31 protein-coding genes and 1 pseudogene are annotated in these 26,608 nt (G+C 67.0%); 19 read left to right on the forward strand and 13 right to left on the reverse strand.

The annotated features are described in order from the left end of the window. Positions 1–115 precede the first annotated feature (115 nt). Positions 116–1,195 carry an alkene reductase gene (locus AB0M51_RS11450; RefSeq protein ID WP_363749131.1) on the reverse strand — a complete coding sequence of 360 codons (1,080 nt, stop codon included), beginning with the start codon at positions 1,193–1,195 and terminating at the stop codon, positions 116–118. A 55-nt stretch (positions 1,196–1,250) separates the two neighbouring features. Between AB0M51_RS11450 and AB0M51_RS11455 the strand changes: the two genes are divergently transcribed. Continuing rightward, entirely contained in the window at positions 1,251–1,643 is a 393-nt protein-coding gene (locus AB0M51_RS11455) for a MerR family transcriptional regulator (RefSeq protein ID WP_363749133.1), read from the forward strand. A 416-nt stretch (positions 1,644–2,059) separates the two neighbouring features. Here the strand turns inward: AB0M51_RS11455 and AB0M51_RS11460 are convergent, their stop codons facing one another. After that, positions 2,060–2,647 carry an enoyl-CoA hydratase-related protein gene (locus AB0M51_RS11460; RefSeq protein ID WP_363749135.1) on the reverse strand — a complete coding sequence of 196 codons (588 nt, stop codon included), beginning with the start codon at positions 2,645–2,647 and terminating at the stop codon, positions 2,060–2,062. 143 nt (positions 2,648–2,790) lie between these two features. Here AB0M51_RS11460 and AB0M51_RS11465 point away from each other — a divergent pair, with 143 nt between their 5' ends. The 4 genes from AB0M51_RS11465 to AB0M51_RS11480 all read left to right on the forward strand — a co-directional run bounded on the left by AB0M51_RS11465 (position 2,791) and on the right by AB0M51_RS11480 (position 6,383). Next, entirely contained in the window at positions 2,791–3,006 is a 216-nt protein-coding gene (locus AB0M51_RS11465) for a hypothetical protein (RefSeq protein ID WP_363749137.1), read from the forward strand. Between the two features lie 455 nt (positions 3,007–3,461). Next, on the forward strand, positions 3,462–4,340 hold the full coding sequence (locus tag AB0M51_RS11470; RefSeq protein WP_363749139.1) for a helix-turn-helix transcriptional regulator: 879 nt from the start codon (positions 3,462–3,464) through the stop codon (positions 4,338–4,340). A gap of 23 nt (positions 4,341–4,363) precedes the next feature. Continuing rightward, positions 4,364–5,779 (forward strand): MFS transporter, encoded by a 1,416-nt coding sequence (locus AB0M51_RS11475; protein WP_363749141.1) that lies wholly within the window; start codon positions 4,364–4,366, stop codon positions 5,777–5,779. A gap of 25 nt (positions 5,780–5,804) precedes the next feature. After that, complete coding sequence (locus AB0M51_RS11480; protein ID WP_363749143.1) at positions 5,805–6,383, forward strand: hypothetical protein; 579 nt, start codon at positions 5,805–5,807, stop codon at positions 6,381–6,383. 5 nt (positions 6,384–6,388) lie between these two features. On the opposite strand, the gene AB0M51_RS11485 is transcribed toward AB0M51_RS11480, so the two are convergent. Further along, complete coding sequence (locus tag AB0M51_RS11485; protein WP_363749145.1) at positions 6,389–6,571, reverse strand: hypothetical protein; 183 nt, start codon at positions 6,569–6,571, stop codon at positions 6,389–6,391. A gap of 44 nt (positions 6,572–6,615) precedes the next feature. Here AB0M51_RS11485 and AB0M51_RS11490 point away from each other — a divergent pair, with 44 nt between their 5' ends. Further along, positions 6,616–7,554: an aldo/keto reductase gene (locus AB0M51_RS11490; protein WP_363749147.1), complete on the forward strand. Its 939-nt coding sequence runs from the start codon at positions 6,616–6,618 to the stop codon at positions 7,552–7,554. A 27-nt stretch (positions 7,555–7,581) separates the two neighbouring features. Here the strand turns inward: AB0M51_RS11490 and AB0M51_RS11495 are convergent, their stop codons facing one another. Next, positions 7,582–7,962 carry a MerR family transcriptional regulator gene (locus AB0M51_RS11495; protein WP_344187909.1) on the reverse strand — a complete coding sequence of 127 codons (381 nt, stop codon included), beginning with the start codon at positions 7,960–7,962 and terminating at the stop codon, positions 7,582–7,584. Positions 7,963–8,287: 325 nt separating this feature from the next. Between AB0M51_RS11495 and AB0M51_RS11500 the strand changes: the two genes are divergently transcribed. From AB0M51_RS11500 to AB0M51_RS11515, 4 genes and pseudogenes are all read left to right on the forward strand, one after another. Beyond that, positions 8,288–9,169, forward strand: coding sequence for a sigma-70 family RNA polymerase sigma factor (locus AB0M51_RS11500; protein ID WP_344187908.1), 882 nt, complete (start codon positions 8,288–8,290; stop codon positions 9,167–9,169). Between the two features lie 108 nt (positions 9,170–9,277). Beyond that, positions 9,278–9,472 (forward strand): annotated as a pseudogene (locus AB0M51_RS11505) (carboxymuconolactone decarboxylase family protein); the annotation flags it as partial. A gap of 90 nt (positions 9,473–9,562) precedes the next feature. Beyond that, positions 9,563–9,949 (forward strand): DoxX family protein, encoded by a 387-nt coding sequence (locus tag AB0M51_RS11510; protein ID WP_344187907.1) that lies wholly within the window; start codon positions 9,563–9,565, stop codon positions 9,947–9,949. 576 nt (positions 9,950–10,525) lie between these two features. Further along, on the forward strand, positions 10,526–10,750 hold the full coding sequence (locus tag AB0M51_RS11515) for a universal stress protein (RefSeq protein WP_363749474.1): 225 nt from the start codon (positions 10,526–10,528) through the stop codon (positions 10,748–10,750). 36 nt (positions 10,751–10,786) lie between these two features. Here AB0M51_RS11515 and AB0M51_RS11520 read toward each other — a convergent pair whose 3' ends face one another. The 5 genes from AB0M51_RS11520 to AB0M51_RS11540 form a co-directional block, all read right to left on the reverse strand. After that, complete coding sequence (locus tag AB0M51_RS11520) at positions 10,787–11,632, reverse strand: SDR family oxidoreductase (RefSeq protein WP_344187905.1); 846 nt, start codon at positions 11,630–11,632, stop codon at positions 10,787–10,789. Between the two features lie 19 nt (positions 11,633–11,651). After that, entirely contained in the window at positions 11,652–12,824 is a 1,173-nt protein-coding gene (locus AB0M51_RS11525) for an FAD-dependent monooxygenase (RefSeq protein WP_344187904.1), read from the reverse strand. A 125-nt stretch (positions 12,825–12,949) separates the two neighbouring features. After that, positions 12,950–13,543, reverse strand: a complete 594-nt coding sequence (locus tag AB0M51_RS11530; RefSeq protein WP_363749152.1) for a TetR/AcrR family transcriptional regulator — start codon at positions 13,541–13,543, stop codon at positions 12,950–12,952. Positions 13,544–13,703: 160 nt separating this feature from the next. Continuing rightward, complete coding sequence (locus tag AB0M51_RS11535; protein ID WP_344187902.1) at positions 13,704–15,155, reverse strand: amino acid permease; 1,452 nt, start codon at positions 15,153–15,155, stop codon at positions 13,704–13,706. A 215-nt stretch (positions 15,156–15,370) separates the two neighbouring features. Continuing rightward, positions 15,371–15,799 carry a MerR family DNA-binding protein gene (locus AB0M51_RS11540; RefSeq protein WP_344187901.1) on the reverse strand — a complete coding sequence of 143 codons (429 nt, stop codon included), beginning with the start codon at positions 15,797–15,799 and terminating at the stop codon, positions 15,371–15,373. A gap of 24 nt (positions 15,800–15,823) precedes the next feature. Here AB0M51_RS11540 and AB0M51_RS11545 point away from each other — a divergent pair, with 24 nt between their 5' ends. Then, entirely contained in the window at positions 15,824–16,054 is a 231-nt protein-coding gene (locus AB0M51_RS11545; RefSeq protein ID WP_344187900.1) for a DUF6410 domain-containing protein, read from the forward strand. Positions 16,055–16,614: 560 nt separating this feature from the next. Here the strand turns inward: AB0M51_RS11545 and AB0M51_RS11550 are convergent. The 3 genes from AB0M51_RS11550 to AB0M51_RS11560 form a co-directional block, all read right to left on the reverse strand. Beyond that, positions 16,615–17,052: a DUF4383 domain-containing protein gene (locus tag AB0M51_RS11550; protein WP_344187899.1), complete on the reverse strand. Its 438-nt coding sequence runs from the start codon at positions 17,050–17,052 to the stop codon at positions 16,615–16,617. Positions 17,053–17,225: 173 nt separating this feature from the next. Continuing rightward, entirely contained in the window at positions 17,226–17,723 is a 498-nt protein-coding gene (locus tag AB0M51_RS11555; RefSeq protein WP_344187898.1) for a hypothetical protein, read from the reverse strand. Positions 17,724–17,818: 95 nt separating this feature from the next. Then, entirely contained in the window at positions 17,819–18,292 is a 474-nt protein-coding gene (locus AB0M51_RS11560) for a hypothetical protein (RefSeq protein ID WP_344187896.1), read from the reverse strand. Positions 18,293–18,910: 618 nt separating this feature from the next. Here AB0M51_RS11560 and AB0M51_RS11565 point away from each other — a divergent pair. Then, positions 18,911–19,306 (forward strand): hypothetical protein, encoded by a 396-nt coding sequence (locus AB0M51_RS11565; protein ID WP_344187895.1) that lies wholly within the window; start codon positions 18,911–18,913, stop codon positions 19,304–19,306. Position 19,307: 1 nt separating this feature from the next. On the opposite strand, the gene AB0M51_RS11570 is transcribed toward AB0M51_RS11565, so the two are convergent. Continuing rightward, complete coding sequence (locus AB0M51_RS11570) at positions 19,308–19,481, reverse strand: hypothetical protein (RefSeq protein ID WP_344187894.1); 174 nt, start codon at positions 19,479–19,481, stop codon at positions 19,308–19,310. Positions 19,482–20,031: 550 nt separating this feature from the next. On the opposite strand from AB0M51_RS11570, the gene AB0M51_RS11575 reads away from it, so the two are divergent. From AB0M51_RS11575 to AB0M51_RS11605, 7 genes are all read left to right on the forward strand, one after another. Then, on the forward strand, positions 20,032–20,373 hold the full coding sequence (locus AB0M51_RS11575) for an NADH-quinone oxidoreductase subunit A (RefSeq protein WP_344187893.1): 342 nt from the start codon (positions 20,032–20,034) through the stop codon (positions 20,371–20,373). Continuing rightward, on the forward strand, positions 20,364–21,476 hold the full coding sequence (locus AB0M51_RS11580; protein WP_344187892.1) for a hypothetical protein: 1,113 nt from the start codon (positions 20,364–20,366) through the stop codon (positions 21,474–21,476). Before AB0M51_RS11575 ends, AB0M51_RS11580 begins: the two co-directional genes overlap by 10 nt. A 121-nt stretch (positions 21,477–21,597) precedes the next feature. Then, positions 21,598–22,410, forward strand: a complete 813-nt coding sequence (locus AB0M51_RS11585; RefSeq protein WP_344187890.1) for a complex I subunit 1 family protein — start codon at positions 21,598–21,600, stop codon at positions 22,408–22,410. A gap of 2 nt (positions 22,411–22,412) precedes the next feature. Next, positions 22,413–22,976: an NADH-quinone oxidoreductase subunit J gene (locus tag AB0M51_RS11590; RefSeq protein WP_344187889.1), complete on the forward strand. Its 564-nt coding sequence runs from the start codon at positions 22,413–22,415 to the stop codon at positions 22,974–22,976. Next, complete coding sequence (locus AB0M51_RS11595) at positions 22,973–23,275, forward strand: NADH-quinone oxidoreductase subunit K (protein ID WP_344187888.1); 303 nt, start codon at positions 22,973–22,975, stop codon at positions 23,273–23,275. Before AB0M51_RS11590 ends, AB0M51_RS11595 begins: the two co-directional genes overlap by 4 nt. A gap of 146 nt (positions 23,276–23,421) precedes the next feature. Beyond that, a complete protein-coding gene (locus AB0M51_RS11600) occupies positions 23,422–25,110 on the forward strand; it encodes a proton-conducting transporter membrane subunit (protein WP_344187887.1) in 1,689 nt (562 codons plus the stop codon). A 3-nt stretch (positions 25,111–25,113) separates the two neighbouring features. Beyond that, positions 25,114–26,604: an NADH-quinone oxidoreductase subunit M gene (locus AB0M51_RS11605; RefSeq protein WP_344187886.1), complete on the forward strand. Its 1,491-nt coding sequence runs from the start codon at positions 25,114–25,116 to the stop codon at positions 26,602–26,604. Positions 26,605–26,608 lie beyond the last annotated feature (4 nt).

Consider the following 26,608-nt stretch of genomic DNA (forward strand, 5'->3'; position numbering starts at 1 on the left):
GACTGAGCCCTTGACCGGTGGGCTGATGTTCCGCCGCGTGAGCAATCAACTGTCTTGTCGCTGCGGTCGTGGTCGACAAGCTTTCTTGTGCGCAGCTCGAGAAGAACGCCAGGTCTCAGGCGGTGCGCGAGTGGGGCTGGTAGCTGGTGTAGCCGTCCTCGCCTCCGACGTAGTAGGTCTTCGGGTCGTCTGGGGCCAAGGGGGCGCCGAGGCGGAGCCGCGACACCAGGTCCGGATTCGCGATGAACGCCCGCCCGAAGCTGATGAGGTCGGCGCCTCGCCCGAGCCACTCGTCGGCGGCGGCGCGTTCGGTGCGCTGTGGCGCCTTCGGGTTCGACGGGTTCATGATCAAGGTGCCGGGCCAGGTACTGCGGAAGCCGTCAAGCACCTCGTCGGGGGCGCCTGTCTCCAGGTGGACGTACGCGAGGTCGAGGGCGGCCAGCTCGACCAGGAGAGCGGTGTACAGATCCGCAACGTCGTACTCCTCGATGCCCTGGAGTCCGGCCCCGGGAGAGAGGCGGATGCCGACCCTCGTGGCCCCCACTGCGTCGACGGTCGCCGCGGCCGCTTCGACGGCGAACCTGATCCGGCCGGTGACAGAGCCGCCGTAGGCATCTGTTCGCTGGTTGACGTTGCTCGACAGGAACTGGTTGATCAGATAACCGTTCGCGCCGTGCAGCTCGACGCCGTCGAAGCCGGCGTCAATGGCGCGGCGGGCGGCGACGGCGTACGACTCGACGTGCTGAGGCACCTCGGACGTCGGCAGTTCGCGCGGCTTCGATGCCGGCTGAGGGCCGGAGGGGGTGAAGACATCAGCGTCGTAGCGGATGGCCGACGGCGCCACGGGCTGGTGCCCCGTCGTCTGCTCGTGGGAGACGCGGCCCGCGTGCATGAGCTGGGCGAAGATGCGCCCTCCTGCTTCATGTACCTGGTCCGTGACGTGATGCCACGACGCGGTCTGCTCGTCAGTGTGGAGACCGGGTGTGCCGGGGTTGGACTGGCCCACGACGCTCGGATGCACCCCCTCCGAGATGATCAAGCCGGCGCTCGCCCGCTGCGCGTAGTACGTGGCCATCAGGGAGCTCGCCAGCCCGCCGGCGTCGGCGCGCACGCGGGTCATGGGAGCCATCACCACGCGGTTGGGCAGCTGCAGGCCGGAGAGGGCGACGGGATCGAAGAGCGTTTTCGTGGTCATGTCGCCGACGCTAAAATCTGACATTGATGTCAGAGGCAAGGGCAAGGAGCACAACGTGACCGAAGGCACATTGATGCGCATCGGCGAGCTCGCATCCCGCACCGGCGTGAGTGTGCGGTCGCTGCGGTACTACGAGACGCAGTACCTGCTGGCGAGCCGGCGCAGCCCCAGCGGTCAGCGGCTCTACTCCGAGGATGACGTGGCCCGCGTCGCGTTCATCCAGCGCATGTACGCCGCGGGCCTGTCGAGCCGCACTGTTTCGGACCTGCTTCCCTGCGTCGAGTCGCCCTCCGCGAGCAATGATCGGGCGGCGTTTCGCCGGCTGAGCGAAGAACGCGACAAGCTCTCGACCCATATCGACGAGCTGATCGCGACGAGAGCGGCGCTCGACGGTTTGATCGAGGCCAACCGTCGCCATCAGCAGTCCTTGGACGGCGTGACGGCGTAGCGTCACCCTGCCCCAGACGTGCGCGGATCCGGAGAGTAGCCGCGCAGCGTGGTTGTGGACGCACTCCGTCTCTCCGACGCCGGCCGCGAGGCTCGCCGGTGGTGGGCGAGGCCGGGATTTCGAGGTGCCGGGCTCACCGGCCGGGGAAGACCGCCGGGCGCTTGGCGAGGAATGCCGATGCGCCCTCGCGCATGTCCTCACTCTCGAACGCGGCCCGGAATCCCCGCGTCTCGACGTCGAGGGCGCCGATGGTGTCCCCGTTGCCTTACACAGCGCCACCGCGACCGGCGAGTTCGCCGCGGTCTCGCGGATGGATGCGGTCACCGCAGAGAGCGTCGCCTCGTAGCCGACGAAGACACGGTTGACCAGCCCGCTCCGCTGCGCCTCGGCCGCGTCGAACTTGCGGCCGGTGTAGATCAGCTCCCTTGCCCAGCCTGGCCGACCCGCCGCTGGAGCCGTACACAGCCACCGAAGCCAGGGATGAGCCCCAGCGAGACCTCAGGCTGCCCGAACACTGCCCGCTCGGTCGCATAGATGAAGTCGCACCCCATCGCCAGCTCGCAGCCGCCACCGAGTGCGTACCCGCTGACGCAGGCGATCACCGGCACTGGCAGCTGTTCCAGCAGGGTGGTGACGCGCTGGCCCAGCTGTCCGTACGCCTGTGCCGCGACCGGATCCATTGCGCCCATCTCGCGGATGTTGACGCCGGCCACGAAGGCCTTCTCTCCTGCGCCCGTCAAGATGATGCCCCGGGCAACGAATCCGTCGGACGAGGACAACCTCTCCAGGAACATTTGCAGTTCGGAGGATTTGAGCTCGGACAGCGCGTTCAATGCCTGCGGTCGATTCACGGTGAGGGTGACGACCCGACGTCGTACGCCGGCGCGGCGGGTCTCGAACTGTTCGACGATGTGCCAGGTGGTCCTCGTGTCGGAGATACGGACCGTATCGGCGTAGGCCGTGCACGCCGGCTGGAGCAGGCCCGGACAGTTTGCTGCGGGCAACCGAAGGTCCGGAACGGCAGTAGCCGACGGCGGATCCAGCCAGGTCTTTCCGCCGGCTTACGCCGCCGTCTCGTTAGGACGGTGTAAGACCCGAGCTGGTTGTTCGCGCATAGGGTCACGAACAACCCGAAGGAGCTGAGTCCATGTTCGACCAGATGAGCATGCCGGTCCTGTTCGCGATCCTGATCTCTGCCCTGGCTCTGGTCAGCCTCGGCGTCGTCGTCGGCGTCCGGATCATCGCCCAACGAGCAGACGCCGGTGGACCGGTCCCGGTGAAGCAGGACGGCACTCAGGCCGGAGAACCACCGCGGACGCCGGCCGACGATGCCACACAGCCCACGCGGCCGCGCGAAATATAGCGGCCCGCTGCCGCGCGATCCTACGCGTCCGCCGTTCCTGGCCCGGCGGCTCACGGATCGTCGTTTCGCCGGCCGATGAAGTCGAGGACCGAAGCCGGCGAGGCGATCCGTACCCGGACAGAAGCCGCGCGATCCCCGGGCGCCGGCCCCGACGGCATCATCCGATCAGTCGCGCAGTCCGTCACCAACGACATCAACAGCCCCGGCTTCCGAGGACGGGCATTCCTCAACGCCGCGGCCGGATGCCCCGACCCGGACCATCCCGTTCACCGGCCGTACTCAAGCCTCGGTACTGGTTCCTGACCACCATGACCGAACTCTTCACCACCCTCCGGAAAGATCACGAGTAACACTCACACCTGTCGCGCCGGTACGACCATACGGCGGCGCGAGTGGATCTCCATGGGTGCGCTGCACCCACGCGTCCGGCGTCGGTCCGCATTACTGTCGTCGACGTGGACAGTGAGAACAAGCTCGGTGATTACCTGCGTGCCCGGCGGGCTCTGGTCCGGGTGGAGGACGTTGGTCTGCCCGACGTTGGCTCTCGTCGGGTCCCGGGGCTTCGTCGCGATGAAGTGGCGCTGCTCGCCGGGGTGAGTACGGACTACTACATGCGGCTTGAGCAGGGCAGGGAACGGCATCCGTCCGATCAGGTGCTGCGGTCGATCGCCAGTGCACTTCGGCTGGACGACGCCGAGGCGGCGCACCTGTTCCGGCTCGGCCTGCCGGTGTTCGGGGCGGGCGCGGCGGCGTCGCTGACCGTCGCTCCGGAGCTGGTGCGGCTGATGGACGGCATGCCGGACGTGCCCGCCTTCCTGGTCGGTGCGGCGCAGGACATCCTGGGTGCGAACGCGATGGCCCAGGAGCTGTACCGCGGGTTCGCGCGGTACGACAACTTGCTGCGGATGATCTTCCTGGACCCGTACGCCAGGTCCTTCTACGGTGACTGGGACGCCGCGTCACGGCTCGCGGTCAGCAACCTGCGCGCCTCCTCCTCGCAGTTCCCGGCGGACGAGCACATCGAGCGGGTCGTCGGCGAACTGTCCTTGCGCAGTCCGGCATTCGCGAACCTGTGGGCCCGCTACGAGGTGCGCCCGCGCACCCGCGAACTGAAGCACTTCGTGCACCCGAAGGTGGGCGAACTGTGGCTGCACTTCGAGACGCTGGCCGTCGCCGGCGCTCCAGGGCAGCACCTGTCCTTCTACAGTGCCGAGCCTGGCACTGCCAGCCACGACGGCCTGATCCTCCTGCGTCGGCTGGCCGAGCAGTCAGCTGCCGAATCCGAGAACCAGGGCGAGGAGTCTGAGCTGGAGAAGGGCGACACCCGATCATGATCTCGGCTCGGACCTGGTTGGGAGTGGGCACCTTGCTCGGCGGCACACTGCTGCCGCCACTGGATTTCTTCATCGTCAACCTCGCCATCCCGTCGATTCAGGACGACCTCGGCGGGGGTGACATCCTCGGTCAGCAGGTGGTGGCTAGTTACGCCGCCACCTACGCCGTGATGCTGACCCTCGGCGGACGGCTCGGCGATCTGTACGGGCGCCGGCGGGCTTTCGTCGTCGGACTCGTCGGATTCGCCCTGGCCTCATTGCTGTGCGGGGCGGCCGGCGAGCCGTGGCTGCTCCTCATCGGGCGCGTGTTGCAGGGCTTCACCGCCGCGCTGATGGCACCGCAGTCGCTGGCCCTCATCCGCGCAGGCCTCGACGGCCGCGATCAGAGGATCGCGCTCGGCTTCCACGGTGCGACCTTCGGGCTGGCCGCTGTCATCGGCCAGTCACTGGGCGGGCTCCTCGTCACCGCCGACCTCTTGGGTCTGGGCTGGCGGGCGATCTTCCTCATCAACCTGCCCGTCGCCGCGCTGGCCCTGCTGGGCAGCCTGTTCCTGCCCGACCCACGCACCCGGGGCCAGGCGAAACTCGACTGGCGCGGCGCCATCCTGCTCTTCGCCGGTCTCGCCGGGGTCGTCCTACCGCTGGTGGAGGGGCGCGCCCTGGGCTGGCCCTGGTGGTGTTTCGTTGTCCTGGTTGCCGCGGCAGGTTTGCTGTACGGGTTCTGGCGCTACGAGACGGCGCTCGACGGCCACCGGCACCGTGGCCGCGTGTTGCCTCTGGTGCCACCCGGCGCGCTCACCGCGCCCGGAGTCCGGATCGCGCTCGCCGCGGTTGCCCTGTTCTACTCGATCGCCTCGTTCTTCCTCGTCTTCTCCGAACATGAGCAGGCCGCCGGGCGTACGCCGCTGCAGGCGAGCATGGACATCCTGCCACTGGGCATCGGGTTCCTGATCGGCCCGCTGACCGTGCCGCACCTCGTACGGGTACTGCCGCGCCGGATCGCCGCGATCGCCCTGGGGCTGGAAACCGTCGGCCTCCTCGTTTTCGCGGGACTCGTCGCCGGGTTCGGCCGAACGCCCTGGAGCGCCGTACCACTGGCCCTCATCGGTTTCGGCCAAGGCCTCGCACTGCCTTCGCTGATCCGCATCACGGTCGTCCACATCCCGCGGGCCTTCGCCGGCCTGGCCAGCGGTCTGGTCAACGCGACCCTGCAGATCAGCGCCGCCTTGTCGGTCGCGGTCATCGGCGGCGTCTACTACACCGCCGCCGGCGCGTTCGGTTCGGCTCACGCCATCACCGCGGTGTCGGTCCTGATCGCGACGCTGCTGTTCGGCGCCGCTGTGCTGTCCCTGCGAGCCGAACGCGTCCGGCCCTTGGAGATGGATGGCACATCCGACCTTCGAATGCAGGAGAGCCGTCCCCAATCGGTTCTTCACTGACCGTTGCCAGGCGTGGCGTACCCGGATGTCGGACGAGACCGATCGGACCGACAGCCGCGCCGAGCCGGCGTTCTTACAGCTCCTGGTCGCGCTGCAGCGCCGGCTGCGTGAGGGCGACAAGCTCAAGCCGGTGGGGCAGGTCATTGCCACTGATGCGGGGGCTCGGCAGATCCGGCAGGCCGTTGACGAGCTTGCTCACGCTGCACACCGGGTCGCGGCTGTTCAGGAGGAGTCGGGGCAGTGGGTGGTCGGTGCCGGCCGGTTGTTCGTTCCCAAGCCTGCGGCCGCCATCCGCGATCCAGAGTTCGACATCCGACCGTCGGTATGGCGGATGCGTCACCCACAGCCGTACTGGGTGCGAGCCACCCAGGTGTCGTGCTTCGACGAGCTACTGCCCGCCGTACAGGACGTCACGCGGCACTTCTCTGATGCGGCCAGCGCTGGCCGCCGCCTGGCTGGCACCGACGGCCAGCACAGGCCGTATGGACTGGACATCGGCAGCACGCCACGCGCGGCGAAGAAGTCGCCGGCGCGTTGGTACCAGCCGATCTCGGACCAGGACATCCCACCGATCTACGCCGAGCCTCCCGGTCTTGGCGTGTGAGCTGGCTAGAGCGGGCGGAGGTCCTTGCCCGGGACCCAGGCGAGCTCGCCGTTCTTGTCCCGGAACTTGCCGAGCCATTCGCCGTTGTGCCGGATCCAGACCTCCAGCTCGCCGGTGGACCAGGTGGCCCGCTCCACCGGCTGGGCACGACTCAGCCTGCCGCCCCGCGAATCCTCAGCTCTCGTCACTCGCGGCTTGACCTGGAGCGCCCTCCAGCAACGAGGCTGGAGCCATGAACACACCCACGATGGCCCTCGGGACGATGTATTTCGGCACGAGAGTTGACGAGCGGACCGCTTTCTCGATCCTCGACCGGTACGCCGAACTGGGCGGCGTCTTCGTCGACACCTCCGACAACTACAGCTTCTGGACCTCCGAGACCGGTTTCGGCGGTCAGAGCGAGGCGTTGCTGGGCCGCTGGCTGGCGGCCAACTCAGGGGTCCCGGTCCGGCTCAGCACAAAGGTCGGCGCTCAGCCGACCCGGGTCGGCGGGTTTCCCGACCACCTCGAAGGACTGCGCAAGGACGTCGTGCGCGAAGCCATGGCCAAGAGCCTGGAGCGGCTGGGCGTGGACAGCGTCGACCTGTACTGGGCGCATGTCGAAGATCCGGCCGTTTCGCTGGAGGATCTCGTCGACACGTTCGGTGGCCTGATCGGCGACGGACTGACCGCTCGGTGGGGCGTGTCGAACTATCCGTCCTGGCTGCTCGAGCGGATCCGGGCCACCGCCGAACACGCCGGCCAACCGCAACCCACCGCTTATCAGGAGCGCTACTCCTACCTGCAGCCCGCCGGCGGTATGGCAGTGGAGGGCCAGCCGATCCCGTTGGGGATGCTGTCACCGGACGGCCTCGACTTCCTGCGACGTAATCCGTCGTTCGACGGCTGGGTCTACACAGCCACCCTCCAGGGTCGCTACGACCGCGACGATCGCCCGTTCGAGACCGAGTACCTTCACCCTGGCACTGAACGCCGGCTGGCGGCGCTGAATCGGGTTGCTTCGGCGCGTGGACTGCGGCCGGGCCAGGTGGTGCTCGCGTGGCTGGCCTCCGGGACTCCGACGCTGACACCGATCGTCGGAGTCAGCAGCGTCGGGCAGCTCGAGGAGGCCGTGGTAGGCGCCTGCACCATCCTCACCGAGGACGAGTTGGCGGCCCTGGAAGGCGCCTAGGCGTGGGCACGGGGCGCGGGGTGTGGATCAGGTGGTTGCGTCGCCCGTGCGGCGGAGTTCCTTGCGGTACCAGTCCGCCTTCTCCTCTACGCGTGCGAGGGTCGCGTCGAGCTCGGCGATCTTCTCGCGGATCGAGGCGGCGTGCTCGTCGAGCAACGCGGCGCGCTCCGGCAGCGTGGCCTCGTCGCGGCTCAACTCGCCGTACCGGCGCAACTGCTCGATCGACATGCCCGTGTCCCGCAGGCACCGCAGGAATCCGAGCATCCAGAGATCGCCGTCGCTGTACATGCGCCGGCCGCCGGTGCTGCGCTCGATGCGGGGCAGAATGCCTTCGCGCTCGTAATAGCGCAGCGTGTCGATGCTGAACCCGGACTGTGCGGCCGCCTCGGCCGGCGAGTAGGTCGTCATCACGAGAACCTAACAGCCTGCCTCAAGCCGACTCCAGATCCGACCACACAGCCTCGCCGGTCAACCGACGCACCGCGGCTCGGAGCCATCGACGACCAACCGGCCACGAGACGACACACTGGCCATCGCCTTGATTGTCGCGGCTCGGCAGGGGCATTAGGTGCTGTCGCGACAACGACCGTCCGGGTCGCGCGGAGCGAGTCGATGTGCGGGAGTTCGTGGAGTGGCCGCGTGAGACCGGTTCAGCTGTGGCAGCGTCGGTGTTACCTCGGCGCCTTCGGAGCCGTCATGACCATGACGGGGTCCGCGCGAGAAAGGTAGCGATGTGACCGGATCAGGTCCGCACGAAGCACTGGCGGAAGCCTTCGAAGATCAGCGCGAGCGCCTCGTGGCGGTCGCGTACCGGATGCTCGGGTCACGAGGGGACGCCGAGGATGCGGTGCAGGAGGCGTGGCTCCGGCTCGCGCGACAGGACGCGGCCACGATTGACAACCTGGCCGGCTGGCTGACTACCGTGGTCGGCCGGGTCTGCCTCGACGCGCTGCGCTCGCGCAAGGCCCACGCCAAGCCGTCGTACGAGGACCGGCTTCCCGAGCTGGTGGTGACCGTGGACAGCGGGGCGGCACCCGAGGACGACGCGATACTCGCCGAATCGGTCGGGCTGGCACTGCTGGTGGTACTCGACACCCTCACACCCACCGAGCGGCTGGCGTTCGTCCTGCATGACATGTTCGCGGTGTCCTTCGCCGAGATCGGCGAAATCATCGGCCGGTCCACCGACGCGACCAAGATGCTCGCCAGCCGGGCCCGCCGGAAGGTGCAGGGCACCCCGCCGCCGGAGCAGGAGCCGCGACGGCAGCGCGTTGTGGTCGACGCGTTCCTCGCGGCGGCGCGGAACGGGGACTTCGAAGAGCTCGTACGGCTGCTCCATCCGCAGGTGACTTGGCGCACGTACCACCCGCAGGGCGTGATGACCACAGTCGGGGCAGCCGAGGTGGCTGGTCCAATCCTGCGAGGCATCCGGTCGATGACCTCGGCGCTCCCGGTCCTGGTCAACGGCGAGCCCGGGTTCGTGGCCTGGGGTGCGAAAGGCAAGGTGCTCGGCGTGGCGGCGTGCACCGTGGTCGACGGCCGGATCGTCGAGCTCCTGACAGTGAGCGACCGCAAGCGTCTCGACACCATGGGCCTGCCGGCGCGACCCGAGTAGCGCACGTCCGTCGATGTGGTTGTTACGTCTTGGCGGGGGACTTCGTCGTAGGGGTACAAGCACTCGAAGACGAAGGAGACAGCGATGGAAACCCGGATCAACCCGATGGCCGCCGGCGAGAGCACGGTGCGGATCAACCTGGTCGGGGCATGGCGGGAGACAACCGTCTACACCGAGGCTGAGCGGGCGGCGCTGGAACTCACCGAGCAGGGCACCCGCCTCGCCGACTCCAGCGGCGTCACCGACGAGGCGTGGGCGAACGCGGCGAAGTACTTCGACGAAGACCAACTCATGGCCCTGCTGACGCGGATATTCCACTCAGGCTGCCGGGCGGACACGGGATGAGTCCGGGTCCGTTCGTCACCCTTCCGACATTTGGCCAAGGACAAACTCATGAACATCGCACTATGGACCGTCGCCGGAATACTGGCCGCCGTCTTGCTGGTCAGCAGCGCCAAGCTGTTCGTGCCCAAGGAGAAGATGGCCAGCTTCGGCAGCGCGACCCGATGGGTTGAAGACTTCAGCCCCGGTGCTCTCAAGACCATCGGAGGCCTCGAGTTCCTGGCCGCGGTGGGACTGATCTTGCCCGCCGTACTCGGCATCGCGCCCGTTCTCGTTCCGTTGGCCGCTACAGGTGGGGTGCTGCTGTTCGCTGGCGCGATCATCACGCGCCTCCGTCGTGGCGAGCGAGCAACCGTCGTGGGCGACGTGTTCTACCTCGCCCTGGCCGCTTTCGTGGCGTGGGGCCGCTTCTTCGGCCCCGAGTCCTTCATCGGCTGATGCCCTCGCATGCGGGGGCGCGAGTCCCCGACACCGCAGGCCGCACCTGGATGTGAGGTTGGTCGTTGGTGACGTGGTTCGGTGCACACAAGAGCGGGGTTAGGGGTTCAGGTCCAGTTGCCGGCTCCTTCATGCGGGAGTCCACAGATCGGGACCCTTGTACGGCCGCCAGGGCCAGCTTGCTCCGTCACTGCTCCGTCAGACGTTGACAATCGACGATCAGCGACGAGCGACGATGAGCCGTAAATCCCCAGTTCAGAGGCCACATTGGGCCATTCTGGCCGCTCCCGACGCTGCGCACAGGAGAGATCCTCGACATCTTCGAGGGCCGCCGCGCACGTCGCGTCAGCCGGCCGCCGGCAACGCGTGCAGGCCGAGAGACCTGTGGAGAAGGGCCAGAAGTCCCTGACCGGGGCCTGCGACGTGCGCGACCTTCGACACAGGCATGATGGCGGAAGGAACGGACATGGGCACTGGCAACGAACGGCACGAGATCGTGGTGGGAGTTGACGGGTCCGAGCCGAGCGTTGCCGCGGTGCGTTCGAAGCACGGGCCAGGGACCGTCTGAAGGACACGATCGCGAAGGCGCTCGGGCCGACTAGCTCAGTGTCAGTTTCCTCGGCCGCAATTCAGGGACCGGCCGCTGCCGTGCTGGTCGAAGCCGCGCAGGACGCCGACCTGCTTGTGGACGGAAGCCGTGGCCACGGTGCTTTCGCGGGGATGCTCCTGGGGTCGGTGGGTCAGCACTGCGCTCAGCAAGCCAGATGCCCAGTGGTGGTGGTGCGCGATCACCACGGATGACTGCGCACTGATCGCACGTTGGTTCATACCGCGAATTCACAGTGCCGCCTTCTTGTAGTGGTCGGCGAGACGTTGCGCTCCGGTTTTCGGGGAGAGCACGTCGTTGGTGAGGACCGTGAGCGGGAACTCGATGACGCCATAAACGCGCAGCGGGGTCACCCGCCTCATGAGCGCGAGACTGGATGCGAGAATCCAGGTGGGAATATGAGTGATGTGCGGCGCCGCCCCGAGCGCATCGAATGCTTCTCGGGCGATTTCCTCGTGGGTGAGGATTTCGGGGCCGCCCAGTTCTACCTCGCTTGCGCCCGCCTCCAGGGCGTCGACTGCAGCCGCGGCGACGTCGGCACCGTCGATCGGATTGATCCGGAAGCTGCCGTCCCCGAAAAGGTAGACGCGACCCTTGCGGGCCATATCGAGGTACGCGTCGAAGTCGGAGAAGTAGCCGTTGGGCCGCAGGATCGTGTGAGCCATCCCGGAGTCGCGTAGTTCCTGTTCGAACGCCCGCTTCGCGCGGACCAGTTGCAGCTTCTCGAGGGCAGGCGCGCTGACTACTGAGGTGTAGACGAACTTGCTGACTCCGGAGTGGCGCGCCACCTCCAGAAGGTTCCGATTGGCCCCGTAGTCCACGTCCCAGCAAGTTTGCCCGCGTGCCTTACCCACGAGTCCCACAGAGCTAATGACCGCATCCATGCTGTCGCAGCAGCCGGCGAGTGTCTTCGCGTCGGTGGCGTCGGCCGTGAAGACTTCGTCGACCGCATCGCGGATCGGCTCCAATCGCGTGTGGTCGCGGGCAAGCGCTCGCACGTAGTGCCCACGGTCGCTCAGTTCCCGGACGGTGTGCCGTCCCAGATAGCCGGTGGAACCGGCGACGAGAACCCTCATTGGTCCTTCTCCTTCTGCTTCACCTGACGGGTGTTGTGGGCAGGATCGTGCTGGTGTTGCCGAAGCCGCGGCGCAGCAACGACGCGCAGTTCTCCCGCAGAATCAGCCGGGCGATTGCTCGCTGGAACTCGTGCCCGGCATGCGTGGCCGGCACCAGACTGCGGGCGAGCGATCGGGTACGACGCTGACGGCGGGTGACGACCGGTCGTAGGCGTGCCTCATAGGCGGCGAACGCGGCCGCGTGGTCGTGGAGATGCTTAGCGAGCGCTTCGGCCAGCAGGTAGCCGCCGGCCATTGCGAGTGAGGCTCCCTGGGCGGAGGCGAGGGTCAGGGCACCACAAGCATCACCGATCAGCGCGACCCTGCCGACGTGCCAGCGGGGCATCTCGATCTGAGTGAGGGTGTCCATGAAGAGGTCGTCGTCAGGCGCATGCGCGAGTAGTTCGGGCGTGTGCCATCTGGAGCCGGTGTAGATCGTCCGCAGCCGTGCAGCCCGCTCCGCGCGTGCGACGTGATGTGGTGCCGAATCCCGGTAGAGGAACAGTGCGATCGATGTGCCGACATTGTCCGTCGGGTACAGAACGGTTTGGCGACCAGGTTCCGCGAAATGGGTACGCACATCCGTCAGGCCCGCGATATCTGGCACCGGGTAGCACGCCATGGTGAGGCCCAGATGGCGAGCCCACTGTGATTCGGCGCCGAAGGCGAGTTCGCGGGTGCGCGAGTGCACACCGTCGGCGCCAACCAGTACGTCGAATTCCTCCTGGGTGCCATCGGCGAACGTCACGAGAACGCCGTTGTCCTGCTCCACTTCGGCGATGCTCTGTCGATGGCGGACCTCGACACGGTCCCGTACGGCATCGGCCAGGACGGCTTCGAGCGTGGTGTGCATCAGGGCGAGATACGGGCCGCGCAGTACCTTCTCAGCCAACGGTCGATCCAGGCGCCCCACCACCCGGCCGGAGGCATCCACATACGCGATCGAGTCCGAGCGCAGCGGACGCTCCGCGAGCCGCCCGAGGATGCCCATTCGCTGAGCGATGTCGTACCCGGTCCCGGAGAAGTCGATGCCGTAGCCGCCTAAGGGGCCAGCTTGGCCACGCTCAACAACGACGGGCGTATGACCCGCCTGATCCAACCAGTAGGCACAGGTGAGGCCAGCCACACCACCGCCAGAGACGAGCACCCGCACGCGACACCTCCATTCATGTACCAGTTGGTCTATGAATAGCCCACGTTAGCACTCGGCGAGAACATCCGGCTGTCGATGCGCTCGCACGCGACCCGTGCGAGCCGCGAACAGCGCGGCTGAGGCGCTCACCGTTGCTCGATGAGACTGCGTACCAAAGCTATGGAACGCTCCGGTGCGAGGGGGCGCTTATGGTCGATGGCCCAGCGGTCGAGGGAGCGCAGTACCGCCAATGTGAGTTCTGTGAGAAGTTCGTAGGGGAGATCGTTGCGGATGACACCGAGTTCTCGGCCCCGCTTGAGCGCCTGTCGTAGCCATTGGTCGACCTGATCGCGCACATCCTGCAGAGCTCCGTCATCACGGTCGGCAGGTCGGTGGAACATCTCGCCGAGGAACCGCGTCTCGGGTCGACGTTGCCCTGCCTGATGGAGTCGCTCGGCGAGCTCGGTCATCGCCGGCCAGAACTGAGTGGCTGACAGAGTCTTGACGTCGGGCGCTTGGACCTTCTGGGTGAGGCGTGCCGCCAACGTGCGAACTACATGGTCGTGCAGCCGGCGCTTGTCCGAGAAGTAGTGGTAGAAGGAGCTCTTTCCCCAGTCGGCCTCGGAAATCACCGTGTTCAGCGAGGTGCCGGTGTACCCCGCGGCAGCGAAGTGGCGTGCGGCCACCAGTAGCAGCAGTTCTTCGCGTTCCGGGGCGAGTGGCTTCGGTGTTCTTGCCATGGTGTTAGTCTACCCATTCGTGGACCATGTGGTCCGCGAATGGAGGCGCATCGTGAACGTCATGGTGCGGCTCGAGCGCACGGTGCAGCGGGCAGCCGACCGCGGGGCACGCGTTGACGTACGGGAAGAACGCCCCCTTCTCGCGATCAGTAGGTCGGGTTCAGTCGGCTTCGGCTCTGGCCTCGACGTCCTCGATGTCGCTGGGCCTGCCGGCGCGTGTCCATCGCAGGTACAGTGCGCCGGCGATCAACACGGTGCCCAGCAGGGAGAGGATTGGCCAGCCGCGTGTGAGATTGACGGCCAGTGTGAAGGCGACGGCGGCCGCAGCGGTTGCGTTGACGATCGCGAGGGTAGGCTTGCGTTCTGCGCGGGCGAAGCGCGTCATCGCGATCAGGCCTACCAGGAAGCTGACGAACACCGCCACCGCGTAGAACAGGACGAGTTCCTGTTCCTGCCCGGCGGCGGCCACGATGATCAGGCCGGCGGCGAGAAGGTAGACCACGACCGCGAAGTACGGGGTGTGGTGCTGGTTGGTTCGTCCCAGCCAGGCGGGCAGGACGCCGGGCCGCTGGTCGGTGCCGGCGAGGGCTTTGAGCAGGCCGGGACCGGCCTGGAAGGATGAGCTCGCGGCGGCCAGCAGCAGTAGGGAACTGGTGAGTTGGAACGCGGCGTACAGCCAGCCGGGACCGGTCGCGGCGTGAGCGATGTCGGCGATCTGCGTGGAGTCGTTTGCGGGTATGCCGATGTGCAGTCGCCCAGCCAGTGCAGTCAGCGCAAGGGTCAGGCCGCCGACGATCACGACCAGCAGGACGAGCGTGCCACGCCCGAAGCGCCGTCGTGCGGTGTTGTCGAGCTGACCGAGCTGCGCAATGGCGGTCGAGGGCGCTTCGACCCCGGTAGCCAGCGCCATCGCCACTGGAAATGCCAGTAGGACCGCCAGCGTCGCTGAGTGTGCGCCGGGGTGCGGGGTGGCCGGGGCGTGTCCCATGGAGTGTGGGGCAGCGAAGCCCATCAGCAGCACCGCCAGCGCGACGAGGACGAAGAGGGCGGTCATCAGCGCGAAGAGGAGTCGTCCGCCGTGCCCGAACCATGTTAGCCCGGCCACTATTACCAGCAGGATCAGCGCAAAGGCGATGCGCCATGGAGCCAGGGCCGGTGCCAGCGCGATGACCGCGCTGGCAGCGGCGGAGATGGAGATGCCGATGGTGAGGACGAAGTCGACGACCAGAGCGCCGATCGGCAGGAATGTCCATCGGGGTCCGAAGGCCCGCCCTGCGGCCGCGGCGGCGCCACCGCCGCGTGGGAAGCGCGCAACGAGTTGCCAGTAGTTGGCTGTCACCACTGTCACCAGTGCGACTACCAGCGTCATCGTCGGCAGCAGGCGGGACAGGTCGCCGTGCAGCGCCCGCAGGGCAGCTTCGATGGCGTAAGCCACGGAGGAGACCGGGTCGGCGATGACTGCGAAGGCGAAGGCGAAGAACAGCACCCAGCGTGGTGGCACTTTGCGCGCGTGCACCTGTGCTGTGGCGGTTGCGGATGTCGGCGGTTTGGGCATCACAAGTTCCTGACACTGGGTATGGATGTGCGTATCGCCGACCAGACTTCCCGGCACACCGAGAGGGAACCTTACACCTGGCACGGCGCGCGCCGGCACTGCCCCACCTCCTCCGCCGACGTGCTCTGCGACGTCGCGACGTGACCAAGACCTGGTTGACCTGTCTGTTGCCGCTGGTGGGCGGCTGGCTGGCCGCGATGATGGGCTTCGTGGCCAATCAGTTGCTCAGGGCAATGGACGGGAATCCCGCGGTGGCCGGGGCGTCGTGGCCGTCAACGTGTGCTGCAGTCGCATTCGGCTCGGGTGTCGTCGATGCTGTCCGGGGCGATGCTCTCGATCGTTCGTGTGATCAGTCGGCAGCGCCGGCCCGGGCCTGGTCCTTGGCAGATTGTGCCCACATCTGCGAGGCAGTCGCGCATCCGGCGCAGGTCTGCGATCCTGCGGTCGAGGTCGGCCAATCGTGCGGCGGTGATGGCGCGGGCCTCGGCACAGCTCGCCGCGCCGCCGTCGGCGAGGTGCAGCAGGTGTTCGATGTCTGTCAGTGAGTACCCGAGGTCCTGGGAGCGTTTGACGAACCGGACCAGGTTGACGGTCCAGTCCGGGTAGTCCCGGTACCCGGACCGCGTCCTTTCGGGGTTGTCGTACCGGTGGTGCTGACCCTGGCGGTTCTCGTGCGTGGCCGGAATGCGCCCAGGCTTCACCTCGGCCATGGTGCGGCCTGCGCGGTGACGATCGGGGTCGTCGCTCTCGCGCGGTTCTATCCCGTTGCGGTCTTCGTGGCCGTCTCTGCGCCGTTGCTGCTGCTCGCGATTGTGGGGCGCGGCGGCTGTGAGCTGCTCGCAGTACCGAACCTGGTACTGCGTCGCAACGACTACCTGTTCTGTCTTCCGTTCAGCCCGATCGACGCCTGGGAACGTCGGCAACGAACTAGGCCGGTTGGTGCAGTCGAGGGATGATGCAGGTGTGACTGAGCAAGCCGAGACGGTTCGGGCGGTGACGCCCAGGTGTTGGTGCTGCGGCGGTGAGTTCGCCGAGCGCGAGTTGGTGCGGTTGGGGTCGCACCCTGAGGTCGGCGTGTGTCTTCGCTGCGTTCGGTTCCTTCAACGGCGCGCGGCGGAGCGGTACGACGCGCAGCAGCCGTCTGCTGGTCGATGGCTTCGAGTCGGTGTCCGTCGTGCGCGGGCTTGGTTCGTTGCCCGCGGTTGGCACCAGTTGCCGCTGGCCGGCTGGATCCTGCGCCGTATCGACAGGCATCTGCCCTGACGTGAGCTTCGGTCACGCGCATCGGGTAGAAGGCTTCTGTACCCGGTTGATGGACGCCGGCGACGGCCGCCCCTCAACGGCCGCCGGCCGGGCGTCCACTCGGCCTGAGTTCGCGCCAGGTCTGTCGGGCCTGTGGGCGACGCTAGAGCAGGAAACGGAAGGTCTCCAGCCAGAGATGACCTCTCCGGGGAACGTCAACAAGTCTCAATATCTGCGTCAACGGCCCGACAAGGGCCATCAGCGAGTGCACGGCTTACGGCCTTGGCGGTGATGTGCGGCCGAGGCTCATGGGCAGGATGGCGGCCACGATCATTGCCAGCCCGACCAGGGCGTGCAACACGCCGTCGGCCGGGCCGATTGGTACCAGGTGGGGAAGAGCAGGCGCGCTGTCGATCTGGCTGTAGATGGTCAGCGTCATCATCGCAATGCCTGCGCACATCAGGAATCGTTGGGAACCTCGGTACGAGCGTGCGCTGAGCAACGCCGCCGCAGCGAGCAGAAGGTGCAAGCAGTTGTGGACCACCGAGACGTCGAAGAGTCCGAAGAGACGTTCGCCGAGGTCGAGGCTCTCGACCTGACCGGCCAGCAGGGTAAGGAATCCGAACCAGGCGAGGGTCAGTAGTGCTCCCGCGATCCAGAGGCTCATCTCTTGGGTCGGTGTCGCATTGGTGCTGGGCGGTTGACGTTCCACAGACGCTCCTTCTCTGGGCCGCCAAGGCACGGTGAGTCCGCCAGGCAGAGGGCTGTGTTCGGCCCTTGACTATAGGTGGATCGGTGCCGCGGCCGACGAGATGCGCAGGAACCGTCATGAACTCTCAAAGTGAGACCCGTCGCCGGATGGGTGTGAGCGCCGGCGCTCGTCGGTCAGTCGGCGACGTGCTCGATTGCGTGCACGTGTGTGGCGCCCAGGTAGACGGACAGTTGGTCTTTCCACTCAGGCATCGCGAACTGGGGGTAGCGTCCCGGATCGACAACGAAGATGGCATCTTGGCTTCCCGTAGCGTTCATCAGGGCTCGGGCGCCGGCGAGCATGTCGCCGTGGGCGATCGACACGGTGACCTCGCCGCCGCAGGCGGATCTCAGGTGCTCGGCGCTTTGTGCCATGAGCTTTCCGAGGTCGGAAGCGGCCGTCGCGTCGTCTCCGGGTACTTGGACATGCATACGCCGGGCGAGTGCCTCGGAGCCGAACGTGTCGCCAGGCCGCACACCCAGCATCGCGAGGCCCCTCGTCGGGGGCGCCTCCCTCGTGGCGATGAGCAGGTGACAGTCCACGCGGCGCCCGGTCGCACACTGGGCAACGGCCGCCGACGCATCGTGAGCGGACAGCTCACCTTCCACCGCGACAACCACCTGATGAGTCATTGTTCACTTCCCGTACCCAGAGGATCGCTTCGGTAACAACCGATCGGACTCGTTCAGCCGATCGCAATGAACACCCATGTCTGCGTGACCGCGCTTCACCGCTCGATGAGGTGGATAAGGGGGATGGTCACCCGGGCGCGTACCTGCGATGCAAGGTCTCGGTGGAGCAGCGTCGCCAATCGGTGCCGCCTCGTCACGATCACCACCTCCTGGCTCCGGGTCGTCGCGACAACCTCGAGCAGGGCCCCGACCGGCTCCTGTTCGGAGACGACGCCAGTGACCGGCGCCTGAAGAGCCTCCATACGCTCGACACTCTTCTGCATGAGGCGCTCAGCGTCTTCGCGAAGGCCGTGTGTGCGTGCCGAGGGGTCTCCGAGAGGCCTGACGAGGTGGTACCGAAGCGAGGTGTTCTTGATCTGGTAGAGCTCGGTCATCCGCCGAGCGGAGCTGCTGGACAATTCGTTCTCGACCAGTACGGCGACGTCGAACCAGTCGCCGGTGCCGCCCGTCGTGTTGTCAGCTTCCTGAAATGCTTCTCCGGGATGTGGAGATTTGTCGAGCCGAGGCATTGCCGGTCTCCTCTCGCCGTCATGAACCTGGCTCCAGATCTACCCGCCGGTCCGTCGTTGCCAAAGAGGACTGCCGCAATCGTCAAGAGAACGCAAATCTCGGCTAGAGGGCGGTCACGTCGCTTGATCCGAGCCGGGACTGGCCGCAGGCCAGGCGGATGTGTTGGTGCACGCAAATATTGCACACGGCAATTCATTGGCTCGGCGGTGACCGCCCGGCGTCATCGGATCGTAAAGAGGGTGATCGGGCGATCTCAAAGCGCGGTGGAGAAGGTTGGGGGAGTCCCGAACGGAAGGATGTTGATGGCGGAGCGTGTCCACAGTCTGTCGACGTGCAGGATTCCGCTCTCCGCGCTCACGCACTACCATCGGCCTGCTCGTGGCGCCTCGACCTGAGACGGATGTGGTTGCTCCGGATGATTGGTTTCTCGAGGTCGCCTGGTCGGGTGGCTGGGAGACGTACAGGCCTGCCGGTGGTCTCTCGTTGCACAGTGCGGACCGTGCTCATGTCCTCGATGAGCTGGACCGGGCCGGCTGGAAGTTGCTCGAGAACAGCGAGGGCCTGATCGAGCCGGCCGGACGCACGGCCGACGGTCGGCAGGCGCCGGGTACATCGACGTGACGATCGTGGAATTCACCGCCCACACGGCGTACCTCGACCCACTCACCGGCATCGGACATTTGCTGACGCCATGCCCCGGCACCGACATCGGCGCGTTGTGGACCCTCTGGTCGACGCTGCCTGGTCCGAGAGGCTGCACGATCTGGAACGGCCGATGCACCTGTCGCTGCACAGCGCCGATCGCGTGTATGCGCTCGCTCAGCTCGGGGAGCCAGGCTGTACGGCGAGTAGGGCTGCGGGTCGAGATCGCCAGCAGTACAGCCGACGGACGCCAGGCCCCGTGCGTCTACGGCGAGCCCACGGCTGAGAACCCGACGCTCGAAGTGCTCGACTGCGCGACCGTCGCCCTCGACATAGCCGCTGACCTCGCCTTCGACGCGCGTCCGGACTGACTCAACGCGTCGTATCTCTCGCACTTTCGCTGCTGACCAGCCGGATGCCGGCGACGGCGTCCCCCCACCAGTCGACCGTCACCGGCATCCGGGTCCGCACGACCGGCTGGTCCAGGACAGGTCCGGAGTGGCTGCGAAGTTGATTCGAGCAGGACACCACCCGCTCGAATGCCACCGAGACCTCACCCGCTTCTAGCCGACGGTGCCTGCACAGACTGTAGCTCAGTGCGGCATCGCAGTCGTCGGGCCGGAAATGATCGTCATGAACTCTCAAACTGCTGCGCTCGGGCGTGTTGCGGTGGAGGACACCCGACTCCACGCTTGCACCAGGCCCGCCAAGCACGGGAACGTGGACTTGACTTCGTACGCATCCAAAGCGATGTTGCTGGGAGCAACTGGCTCACGATCGTACGCCGAACGGACCGACGTATCACCCGACGTTCGCGGTCATCTTCGTAAGGTTCGCCGGAGACCTCGCCACGAATCATCAGACAGCTTCGTCGCCGAGAGGACGAAAGGCACCCGGTGCAGAGGATCTTGGTGGTAGTCGCCCTCCGGCCGGCGCGCGGACCGGACTACACGACGGAGTACACGTCCTCGTTGGCTCTCCGACGGGGGATCTGTGAGCGACAGAGGGGGTCCAATCCGTCACCGTCTGAATCGGGCAGCTTAGTGTTGTCACGGACTCGGAACCTGGCAGAGAGCCAGAGGGCGGAGGACAGTGGATGTACGCGGGCGTGGTGTATCTGGGACTCGTTGCCCTCGCCGGCGTTGCGGGAGTTCGGCTGCTGCACCGGTTGACGTCCGAGGAGGACGTCACCGGTGCGTTGCCGTTTCTGTCGGGCTGGCGGCCGGAGCAGCATGCGTTGTCGAGGTTTCACGTCCGGTGGTATCTGGCGACTTTGGTGTTCTTGGCCTTCGATGTCGAGATGCTGTTCATGTATCCCTGGGCAGTCGTGGTGGCCGAGTTGGGTGCGAGTGCGTTGTGGGAGATGTTCCTCTTCCTCGGTGCGCTGGTCGTGGCTGTCGTCTGGGCCTGGCGTGAGGGAGCGTTCCGATGGGTATGAAGTCGGGGCTGGCTCGGATTGCCGTACGGCGGTTGCATGTGCTTGTTGCCGAGGTACCGGGTTTCTGGTTGTTGCGGGTGATGACCGAGCGAGCGATCGTCGCGCGGGGGTGGGTGCGGGCATTGTCGCCTGCCGAGGCTGACGCGCTCGTTGTCTGTGGGATCCCGGGATCTGAGCTTTCTGGGGCGATTGACCTGGTTTGGGAGCAGTTGCCCGGGCCTCGTGCGCGAACCGTTGTGGAGTCTGGTGAGACGCTGCAGGTTGCGCTGGATTCGCTCGTTTTGATTCTGCGTGATTCGCCGCCGGAGACGAGAGCAAGCACTGAGACCGTCGAGCACGGCAAGCAGTCCTCGCCCGACCACGGAGCGATGGATCACGAGGCGATGAGCCACGGCGCGATGGATCACGGCGCGATGGGCCACGGCGCGATGGGCCACGACGCGATGGGTCATGGCGGGATGGCGCCGGCGGGGATTCGGCTGGCGCGGGGGCGTTCGGATCGGGATGGGCTCGAGATGGACGTGCTGCACGTGCCGCTCGGTCCGGTGCTGCCGTACTGGCCGCCTGGGCTCGTACTGCGATGTGTCCTGCACGGAGATGTGATCGCCGAGGCGGTGCCGACCGTGCTACCGGGCGGCGTACCTCCGATCGGCCCGGATCCGGCGTCACCGCGTCTGCGTGCCGCCAGGTGGTGCGACGTCGTGACCGGGGTACTGGCGCTCGCCGGTTGGCAGCAGGCAGCCGCCGATGCACGCCGAGTGACCCAATCGCTCGCGGCAGCAGAAGGGAACCGGATGGAGGCATCTCTCGTGCGGCTGCATCGTCAGGTCTCGCGGTCGCGCCTCTTGCGCTGGTCGCTGCGCGATCTCGGCATGGTCAATGCGCCGCACGCACCCACACACCTGGTCGGCGATGTGCACGAAAGACTGCTTGCGGCGCTGCTCTGCGCTCGTGACGAGCTCACGGGGGAGCGACGGGGGCCGGCCGGCGCGCCGTCGGACATGCTGCCCAGTCTCGTCTCTGGTCTGGACTTGGGGGCGGCGCGGCTGGTCATCGCCAGCCTCGGTCTCGATGCTCACTCCGAGACGGCCGCTCATGGCTGAGCCGCCACTCACAACCGTGTCAGGTCCATGGGCGATCGTTGCCGCTGGGATTCTCCTAGGCCTGTCGGTGGTTGCCGCTGCGCTCGACACCATCTTGGCAGCGCGGTCCGAGGGAGCTGCGATGGGACCTGCAGTACTCGCCCCGCTCCGCGACTCCGCGCGGCTGCTGCGGCAGAACCGGCGTACGACGGTTGCTGCCGACAACTTGTTGTGGCGGGTCGGCAGCAGTGGTCTGATCGTGGTCGCGCTGCTGATGATCGCGGTGATCCCGCTGGGACGATGGACCCTGGCCGACCTGAGCGTCGGTGTCGTCTGGTTCAACGCGATGGACGTCTTCGTCTGGGCGCTCGTGTGGCTGGTCGGCTGGGGACCGAACGCCGTGCACTCGCTGGTTGGGGGTTACCGGTTCTTGGCCCAGGCACTGGCCTACGAGTTGCCATTGATGTTCGCCCTCGTCGCTCCGCCGGTCGCGGCCGGCAGCTTGCGGGTCGGTGACATCGTCGCGGCCCAGAGCGGTCTGTGGTTTGTCACCTGGATGCCGGTGGCGTTCGTGGTCTACTGCCTCGGCGTCGCCGGCTTCGCGGTCTGGGGACCGCTTGGTCCGGCACGGGGGAGCGATCTGGCGGGCGGGGTCGAGTCAGAGCTGTCGGGGGTTGATCGCCTGCTGTTCGCGGCCGGGCGCTACGCGTTGCTCGCCGCTGGTTCGGCGTTCGCGGTGCCGATGTTCCTCGGCGGTGGTGCTGGTCCGCTCCTTCCGCCCTGGGGATGGACCTTGTTCAAGACGCTCGCGTTGCTGGCTGCCCTGGTCTGGCTGGGACGCCGGTTGCCGCTGTTGCGCGCGGACCGGCTCCTCGAGGTGGCCTGGGTACTTGTTCTGCCACTGGTTCTCGCGCAGGACCTGCTCGTTGCCGTGATCGCGATTTGGAGGGGCTGAGATTGCTCGTCAACATTGTCTTCTGGGTACTGGCTGTCGCTACGGTGCTGTCCGGGGCCGCCGTCTTCCGGGTGAACTCGATGGCACGGGCGACGTACGCTCTGGCGATCTCCTTCATCACCGTCGGCATCGTCGTCGTCCTCCTGCACCAGGACTACATCGGCCTCGTCACGATCCTGATGATGGTGATGGAGATGGCGGTGATGGCGGTCTACATGGTCATGTTCATGGGCATGAACCCGGCCTTGATGCCGATGAAGATGGTGCACAGCAAGCGAACGGCCGTGATCGCGGCTGGTGCGACGTTCGCCGTCCTCGGCGCGGGCGCGCTGCTCGTACCCTGGCCGTCGCGCCGGGGGACACCGCCGGCGGACACGGCCCGAGCGCTCGGTGAGGCCTTGATGGGATCGAAGATGCTCGTCATGGCGGTGATCGCTCCGGCGATGGTGGCGACGATCGTCGCGGGCGTCGTACTCGCGGCCCCGCGCGGACGGTACGACCGGTACGGCGACGACCTGAAGCGCTCGAGGCCGGACGATCCGCAGCCAGGAGGTGTCGGCCGATGACCTTGCAGACGGTACTGCTCGTCGGGGCTGCCCTGTTCAGCGTGGGGTTGTACGGCGCCCTGTCGCAGCAGGTGGTCGTCATGGTGATGATGGGCCTGGAACTCATGATCAATGCGGTTATCCTGATAGCAGCGGGACTGTGGTGGTTCCTCGCACCGAACACGACCGGTCAGGTGCTCCTGCTGGTGATCATCGCCGCGATGACCGTCGAGATGACGATGGGGTTCGCCATCGCGACATTGTTCCATCGCGAGCGATCGCTGGACATGACCGACGCGGCCTCGGAGCTACGGCAATGACGAGTCCTGCCCAGATCGCGTTGTGGACTCTCGTCCTGCTTCCGGCAGCAGTCGGCGGTGTTCTCGCACTCACCTCCCGGGCCGAACGAGTGGCGGCACCGATCGCTGTGACGACCGCTGGGCTAGGGCTGGCTGCAGCCGGCGTCGTGGCGGTGGAGCGGCCGCGGACGTCGGTGCCGTTCGTCCACGGTGCCGAGTTCGGTCTGGCGGTCGACGGACTGGCCGCGTTGGTCGTGCCAACCATCGCTGTCGTAACGTTCCTGGTCCTGATGTTCTCGGCCGCCGACATCGCCGAGTCCAGGCCGAGATTCCACGGCCTGATGCTGCTGTTCGCCGCCGCTGCGATGCTGACGGCGATCGCCGCGACGTTGCCGGCGCTGCTGATCGCCTGGGAGGTGATGGGCGCGACGTCGTACGCCTTGATCGGGTTCAGATGGCATGACGAGGGCAAGGTGTCGGCGGGGCTGACCGCGTTCGTGACGACACGCGCGGCGGATCTGGGTCTGTACGTCGCTGCGGGGGCCGCGCTGGCGGGCGGTGCCGGCATGCGGCTGGCGGATCTGCCTGCGGCGAGTGGTGGGTGGCGCGATGTCGCTGCGCTCGGAATCCTCGTCGCCGCCTTGGGCAAGGCAGCACAGTTGCCGTTCTCGTTCTGGTTGTCGCGGGCGATGGAGGGACCGAGCCCGGTCAGCGCGCTGTTGCACTCGGCGGCGATGGTGGCCATGGGCGCCTACTTGCTGCTGAGGGTAGATCCGCTGCTGACGGCGACCGGTTGGGCCGGTCCGCTGGTGGCGTGGGTGGGAGCGGTGACCGCGCTCGTGCTGGGGGCGGTGGCAGTGTGGCAGTCGGATCTCAAACAACTGCTGGCCGCCTCGACAGGCGCCCAGTTGGGTCTGGTGGTCCTGGCTGCCGGCGTCGGCTCAGTGAGCGGTGGAACCGTCCATTTGATCGCCCACGCATTCACCAAGGCCCTCCTCTTTCTGGCGGCCGGCGCGTGGCTGACCGCACTGGGGACCAAGCGATTGGACGGTCTCGCCGGTGTCGCTCGCCGGTGGCGGATGGTCGGCGTGGCGGCGACGGTCGGTGCGCTCTCGTTGGCGGGTGTGGCGCCGTTGTCGATGTGGGTGACGAAGGACGAAGTGCTGGCCGCCGCGCGGCATGACTCGATCGCCCTCTATGTGGCAGGGCTGGCCGCTTCCGCATTGTCGGCCGCCTACGCCGGAAGGGTGTTTGTGGTGATCTGGCGATCCCGGACCGCGGCCGCCGATGCTTTCGCCGATGAGGAGGAGACGGGGATACGCCATGTCGAGCGGCTTCAGCAGGTGCCGCTGGTGATTCTCGCCATCGGAGCCGCTGGACTTGGTGTGCTGAGCCTGCCGCTCCCGGCGGTGACTGCTGCCGTCGGCAAGGGACCAGGGGCAACGATCGCCGAGTTGGTGGTATCCGCGGTGATCGCGGTGGCGGTGGTCCTCTTGATGACGCGCCTGCGAGTGCCGGCACCGCGCTGGGCCGTGAGCTGGCTCGGTCTCGAACACGCCGCCCGGTACCTCGTCGTACGGCCGACGTACCGGCTGGCTGATGCGCTCGCCCGCTTCGACGACCGCGTGGTCGATCAATGCGTGGAGAAGACTGCGACCGCGTGTCGACGGACCGCGCGAGCGCTGTCCCGCTTTGACGCCCGGCGGATCGACGGGGCTGTGGAGGGTCTGGCGAGCGGGGTGCGCCGACTTGGCCGGTTGGCTCGGATGCCGCAGACCGGGCAGCTTCATGAGTACTACGTCCAAGCCGTGGCGGTGCTGGCCGTCGGCGTCGTCCTCCTCCTCGTGGTGAGGTGACCCGTGCTCAGTCTGATCGTCTTCCTGCCGCTGGCCGCAGCCGCCGTGCTGGCCTTCTGGACGCGCCTTGGAGACAAGACGGCCCGTTGGAGTTGGGTCGTCGTGAGCGCGGTCGTGCTCGGGCTGGTGGTTGCGACCTGGATCGGATACAGCGATCCCGGCCCGGGCCGGCTCGCGTTCGAGGAACAGATCCCGTGGATTCCCGGGGTGAACAGCAGCTACCACGTCGGCGTCGACGGTCTTGCGTTGCCGCTGGTCGCGATGACCGCGATCATCTTTCTGGCCTGTTCCGTCTACGATCTGAGCGCGCAGCGGCGGCCGCGGGTGCGGGCTGCGCTGTTCCTCCTCCTCGAGAGCGTGAGTCTTGGGCTCTTCGTCTCGGCGGATCTGATCCTGTTCTTCGTCTTCTTCGACCTCTCCATCGTCGGGATGTACTTCGTGATCGCCGGATGGGGACATGGCAACGCGGCTCGCTCGGCGCTGAAGTTCTTCCTGTACACGTTCCTCGGCTCTCTCGCTCTGCTGGCCGGGTTCATCGGCCTGTACGTCGCCTCCGACCCACACACGTTCGACATGGTGCGGCTGGCGGCGACCACTCCGCTGGCCGGCAACGGCCTGGCGGGCGGAGCGGTGCTCGGAGCGATCCTGCTCGGACTGGCGGTCAAGACCCCGACGTTTCCGTTCCACACCTGGCTTCCGCCCGCGCACACGGATGCTCCGGCGTCGGGGTCCGCAGTACTCGCCGGAGTTCTGCTGAAAATGGGCACGTACGGCTTCGTCCGGATCGCGATGCCGATGCTCCCGGGCGCGTGGCGGTCGTGGGCGTGGGTGATTGTCGCGGTCGGTGTCGTGTCGGTCCTGTACGGCGCTCTGGTGGCGCTTGCCCAGAGCAACTTCAAACGCATGGTCGCGTATACATCGGTCAACCACATGGGCTACATCGCGATGGCGGTCGGTGTCGCCGGGCTTGTCTCCGCGACGGATGCCCAGGCTCGCTCGGTGGCGGTCACCGGGGCGGTGACCCAGATGGTGAGCCATGGATTGGTTACCGGGGCACTGTTCCTGGTGGCGGGTGTACTTCAGGACCGCGGGGCGTCGTACGACCTCGATGCCTATGGTGGACTGGCCGGTCCCGCACCGAGGTACGCCGCGGTGTTCGCAGTCGGTGCTTTTGCGTCATTGGGGTTGCCCGGCCTGTCGGGGTTCATCGCGGAGTTCCAGATCTTCGCGGGGAGTATCGCGGCCGCTCCGGCGACCGCGATCAGCCTGATCGGCATCGTGATCACGGCGGCGCTGTTCCTGAAGGCTCTGCAACGACTCTTCACCGGCAGAATGTGCGGTCTGTCGGACGGCTTCACCGACCTGCGGCCTGCCGAGCTGTGGTCGGTTGGTCCGCTGCTGGTGCTCTCGCTGGCTATTGGCGTGTTTCCTCGACCGCTGCTGGACGTGATCGAGCCGGCCGCGAAGGCCGCTGTCGATCTGGTCGGGAGATGAGCAG

The sequence above is a fragment of the Kribbella sp. NPDC051137 genome, assembly GCF_040682535.1.
GTDB classification, from domain to species: Bacteria; Actinomycetota; Actinomycetes; order Propionibacteriales; family Kribbellaceae; genus Kribbella; species Kribbella karoonensis.